This window comes from Micrococcus sp. H39-S4 (assembly GCF_027158145.1).
Lineage (GTDB): Bacteria > Actinomycetota > Actinomycetes > Actinomycetales > Micrococcaceae > Micrococcus > Micrococcus luteus.
In genome coordinates this window covers 1-4,631 of record NZ_JAPVLT010000019.1, presented here as the reverse complement: position 1 = coordinate 4,631, position 4,631 = coordinate 1, and the positions used below count along the sequence as shown (strand labels likewise).

Sequence of the window (4,631 nt, the reverse complement as noted above, 5' to 3'; positions counted from 1 at the left end):
CGGCTCGTCGAAGGCCAGGCCGTCACGAACTGGAAGCAGGCCCTCGCCCAGCTCGCCGCGGCCTACCCCGACCGGATCAACCCCTACCTGTGACCACCCCGCTTACACAGACAAGTTGACACGCCCGCTGGCGGCGCAACCGGGCGATTTCGGCCTGCTCCGCACTCGGCCGGCCAACGGCTTCATCGGCCGCCTTGCCTTCGAGCACGCCAGCATCGCGCATCCGGCGCCATTCGCTGATCAGCGAGGAGTACAGGCCCTCCCGGCGAAGGTAGGCCCCACCCTGCTGCTCCTGGCAGGCCTGTTCGTAGGCGGCCAGATGCGCCAGCTTCTGCTCCGGGGTGAAGCTCCGGCGCCGAGCCGGGCCACCAGCACGAGGGTGAGCGTCACTCATCTGTCCATCATCGGCGATCGCGGACAACGGCGGGGCGAACGTGGAACTACTCATGGTGATCGATCCTGAATCTCGCCCTGCGTCAGGCGGACTTGCTGTGAACCACTGGACTCAACTCACCCTGACACGCAGGGGCCGGGGACCGTTGAAGCCGTCATGAACACTGGATACGACAACTACCGGCCCGAGGTGCACAAGAGTGAGGAGCAGTGGCGTGAGGAACTGACGCCGCAGGAGTTCCAGGTACTCCGGAAGGCGGGCACCGAGAGGCCGTACACGGGCCAGTACTACGACGCGCACACCACCGGTGTCTATCAGTGCCGGGCGTGTGGCCAAGAGCTGTTCACCAGCACTGATAAGTTCGACTCGCACTGCGGGTGGCCCTCGTTCTGGGCTCCCCTGGCCGAGGACAGGGTGCGTTACCTACGTGATCGGTCCTTGGGGATGGAGCGCATCGAAGTGCGCTGTTCCCGATGCGACTCCCACCTGGGGCACCTCTTCGAAGGTGAAGGTTTCCAGACCCCCACCGATCAGCGGTTCTGCATCAACTCGATCTCCATGAAACTGATTTCCTCCGACTGAGTGGCCGCCCACCGGCTGAACCCTCAGCGCGCCGGCTCCAGGGCTTCGCCGCCGCCGGCGCGCTGACCAACCGGCCCCCAGGTCACCGGGGCAGAGAACATGGGCCGGGACGGGGTACCGCACCAGCAGTTCCCGTCCCGGCTCGTTCCGGGTCACGGCAACGGTCGTTTCCGGGCTACCGGCGGCGGGCGTGCTGCAGCGACTCGGCAGCCGTGAGGATGGATGCCCCCAGAAGCACGGTGTCCTTGAGCAGGAACTGCCCCACCATGGACAACTTGGTTTTCCCGTGGTTCTCCTGCTGCACTCCCGGGGTCGTGGCCATGAAACTGAGCGTGGTGACGAACATCCCTACCGCCCCGAGGCTGCCCAGGGCCGAAGCGCGCGGGGCGAGGGGCTTGGCGGCGATGAGAGCTCCCATACCGATCTCGGCCACCCCGATCAGCTGCGCTGTCTTCTTCTCCCCCAGCTTCTTGAGCACCCCGGAGAACAAGGGGCTGGAGGTGACCAGGGGCCTGATGTTCTCCATCTCGTAGTCCTGGAATTTCAGGGAACCGATCCAGACGAGGTTCGTCACCAGGGAATAGCGCAGTACCGAATTCCCCATCTGCTCGATCCCCGTGGTGGAAGTGTTCTTCGTCATCATTTTCTTGTCTCCTCGTTTTTTCTTGTAGATATCACTCGGACTTGAAAAGGAACCCACGGTTCCATGCTCATGCAGCACCTGGTTCTGCACCGGCAACCCGCGGTTTCCCACCGACGCAGCGTGGTACGCACACCCCGTCTTCCGCGTTGTCTGTGCCGCAACCCTTTCCCCGGGCCACCTGCGGAACTCGCGCGCACAGGCGCGTCGGGACGACCTCGTCGGCTTCGTGCGCCACCTCACGTGCTTCCGGACGCATCATGGTCCGGAATCGTCGTCGCCAGGTGTCAACAGGGCTCATCCCTTCCGAGCTATCGGCCTGCGAGTCGAACCGTGCCCATGAACAACTTCGCAGGCCATGTCGGCGGCCAGCTCGACCAGCGCAGGATCCCGTGTCATCTTGGCGGACGTTTTCGCCCCGTCGTACAGCACCATCACCTTGTCCACCGCGGTCGAGGACCCGTCGGGCCTTGGCCCTTGATCGTGGACACGGTGTCGGTTCGGTTATGCCGCTTCCGCAAGCGTAGCGGAGCGTGCGGCTTCGTAGGCGTTCGGGCTGATGTTGCCGATCGCGGAGTGGCGCCGGCGAGTGTTGTAGCGGTTCGCCCACCGGAACACGGCCCGGTAGGCGGTGGCCTGGTCCGGGAACGCTGACCGGCCGGCGAGGAGTTCGCGCTTGAGCGTGGCGTTGAAGCTTTCCGCGAGTGAGTTGTCGGCACTCGTGCCGACCGCGCCCGTGGACTGGGTCACGCCCAGCTGCTCGCAGAGCGCGGCGTAGGCCTTCGAGGTGTAGACGCTGCCGTGGTCGGAGTGGAAGATCGCGCCGACCAGCGACCCGCGGTCGTGGTGCGCGGCACGGAGGGCGTCTTCGACGAGTTCGGTGCGCATGTGGTCGGCGACTTGCCAGCCCGCGAGCTTCCGGGAGCCGAGATCGATGCAGGACGCGAGGTAGAGGTTCGTGCCGTCGGCGATAGGCAGGTAGGTGATGTCGCCCACGTAGCGGCGGCCGGGGTCGCCGACGGAGAAGTCCCGTCCGATCAGGTCGGGGAAGCGCCTGGCGGACTGGTCCGGGATCGTGGTCTTCACCCGTCGTCGCAACCGGATCCCCGCGAGACGGTGCTCACGCATTACCCGCGCGACGCGCTTGTGATTCACCCGCTCCGCCACGGGCACACCGTCGTTGAGGTCGGCGGTGATCCTGGGCGCCCCGTAGGCGCGGTCGCCACCCTGAGCGGGGTCTTGCAGCACCCGGATCCGCGCCGCCAACACCGCGTCGTCTGTCGCCTTCGCGGCTCGCCGCCCGGCGGAGTCCAGCCAGGCGTAGAACGACGAGCGGGCGACCTCGACGACCTCACACAACCGCTTCACGCCGTAGGCGTCCTTGTGATCCTCAACAAACTGGAAGCGGTTCACCAGTTCGTCTCCCCGGCGAAATACTTCGCCGCCTGACGGAGGATGTCCCGCTCCGTCTCGAGCTTGCGGGCCTCGGCCTGCAAGGCCGCGAGGTCGGCCTCCAACCGGAGGACCTTCGCCGCCTGCGACTCCGGTCGCCCCGTCGCCCCCGGCGGCGACGCAGCGGCAACCGTGACCCCGGAGCCGAACTTGTCGACCCACTCTTTCAGCGCACCCCGAGAGATCCCGAGATCCCCGGCGATGCCCTTGAGCGTCGAACCCGGCGTGGACTCATACAAGTCCACCGCGCGCTGCCGGAACTCGTCCGTGTAGTTCTTCCTAGCCATCCCTTGGATTCTCGCTTCCCCAGCATCGTGCTGGAATCAGCGTGTCCAAGATCAGGGGTCAAGCGCCCTCCTTCGTGAGACTCGGGAAGGAGACCCAGCGCGCTACAGCGTCCTGGCCGGCATCGTGAGCGGCTCTGGCTCTCGCATCTCCCCTCTGCGCCACTACACTCGCCGGATGACTGAACACCTTGGATGCTCCGGTGGCACCGCACACGCGATGCGACCGCAGGTCCGACCAAAGCAACAGCAGCCGATTGCGGATCTCCGATCATTGATCACGGATCGAGGCGAGGTCGTCGACTGCCAATGTGGGCGCGAGCACACGGTTGACCAACTTGGAACTGAATTCGAGTTCCCGGAGAACATGCGAGAAATCCTGCGTGAAGGAGCCGGTCGCCCTCGCCTGGATGTATTCGGCCCCTCCTTCCTTCTGCGAATAAACCGGATCGCAAAAGCAGGGCAAGAAGATCTACGAATAGAATCACTACACATTGTCTTTCATGACGACTGGCTGGTGGTCTTTGAAGATGTCGACGGAATCGGGACCGCCTGGCATCCGGCGGAAGACAACTCAGGGCGATACTTTGCCGCAGATGAGGCGGAACTGACGCTAACGCTCATCGTCGAGGCCGCGATCGATTCCTATGACTCTGCCGCACTTTCCCTGGAGGACGGCACTGCGGACTGCGAGTCGAGTATTTTCGGGGAATTCGAGAAGGACATCGAGAGCGTTTATCGGCTCGGCTCCGATGCCAGCAAGGTCCGCTCCTCTCTTGCTTCCCTGTGCCGGTTCATCGATCGAATCCCCGCGCCAGGGGCGTCGAAGAACTCAGACTGGTCAGCCGCTGCTGCGGCCTTCGCCGAGGACGCAGATGACCTTCTGTCCAGAGTGTCCGGCATCCACGCACGGCTGACACAGCTCGTTACGGTTTACTTGGCCCTAGTGGCCCAGAAACAGAACGAGGACATGAAGCGCATTTCAGGGTGGGCCGCCATCCTATTCACTCCGAGCCTTGTCGGAGCGATATACGGGATGAATTTTGAGTCAATTCCGGAACTTACCTGGGATTTTGGCTACCCGCTATCGATTCTGGCAATGGTCATCATCTCCGCGGGCCTGTACGCCGTCTTCCGCCGTCAGCGTTGGCTCTAGCTGTAGGAGGTCATGACGTTGTTGACTCGGGCCGGGGCCAACGAGGCCGGCGGGGCGTTCCCGCAGGAGGTATGAGGCCGATGGTAGTTGTAGTGGTTCACCCACACGGCCAGGGCCTCACGC

At 64.2% G+C, this 4,631-nt stretch carries 5 protein-coding genes and 1 pseudogene; 2 read left to right on the top strand and 4 right to left on the bottom strand.

Annotated features, from left to right (window positions below):
• Nucleotides 1-127: 127 nt before the first annotated feature.
• Nucleotides 128-394 (bottom strand): annotated as a pseudogene (locus O3T09_RS11700) (IS3-like element ISAar46 family transposase); the annotation flags it as partial.
• Between the two features lie 156 nt (nucleotides 395-550).
• Here O3T09_RS11700 and msrB point away from each other — a divergent pair.
• Complete coding sequence (gene msrB, locus O3T09_RS11695; RefSeq protein WP_053447646.1) at nucleotides 551-976, top strand: peptide-methionine (R)-S-oxide reductase MsrB; 426 nt, start codon at nucleotides 551-553, stop codon at nucleotides 974-976.
• A gap of 175 nt (nucleotides 977-1,151) precedes the next feature.
• On the opposite strand, the gene O3T09_RS11690 is transcribed toward msrB, so the two are convergent.
• Together O3T09_RS11690 and O3T09_RS11685 are read right to left on the bottom strand one after the other, a co-directional pair.
• Nucleotides 1,152-1,619 (bottom strand): YkgB family protein, encoded by a 468-nt coding sequence (locus tag O3T09_RS11690; protein WP_020624493.1) that lies wholly within the window; start codon nucleotides 1,617-1,619, stop codon nucleotides 1,152-1,154.
• A 501-nt stretch (nucleotides 1,620-2,120) separates the two neighbouring features.
• A protein-coding gene (locus O3T09_RS11685) for an IS3 family transposase (RefSeq protein WP_101963419.1) occupies nucleotides 2,121-3,355 on the bottom strand; the annotation gives its coding sequence in 2 pieces (ribosomal slippage) (nucleotides 2,121-3,046 and nucleotides 3,046-3,355; 1,236 coding nt in all).
• 175 nt (nucleotides 3,356-3,530) lie between these two features.
• On the opposite strand from O3T09_RS11685, the gene O3T09_RS11680 reads away from it, so the two are divergent.
• Complete coding sequence (locus O3T09_RS11680; protein WP_269295567.1) at nucleotides 3,531-4,508, top strand: magnesium transporter CorA family protein; 978 nt, start codon at nucleotides 3,531-3,533, stop codon at nucleotides 4,506-4,508.
• On the opposite strand, the gene O3T09_RS11675 is transcribed toward O3T09_RS11680, so the two are convergent.
• Nucleotides 4,505-4,631: integrase core domain-containing protein (locus tag O3T09_RS11675; protein WP_269295539.1), on the bottom strand; the 127-nt coding region annotated here is incomplete at its 5' end. The two genes, O3T09_RS11680 and O3T09_RS11675, sit on opposite strands and share 4 nt — an antisense overlap.

Bases quoted from the DNA above. Each gene is read 5' to 3' on its own strand.
- msrB (WP_053447646.1), top strand. From the start codon at position 551: ATGAACACTGGATACGACAACTACCGGCCCGAGGTGCACAAGAGTGAG.
- O3T09_RS11690 (WP_020624493.1), bottom strand. From the start codon at position 1,619: ATGATGACGAAGAACACTTCCACCACGGGGATCGAGCAGATGGGGAAT.
- O3T09_RS11680 (WP_269295567.1), top strand. From the start codon at position 3,531: ATGACTGAACACCTTGGATGCTCCGGTGGCACCGCACACGCGATGCGA.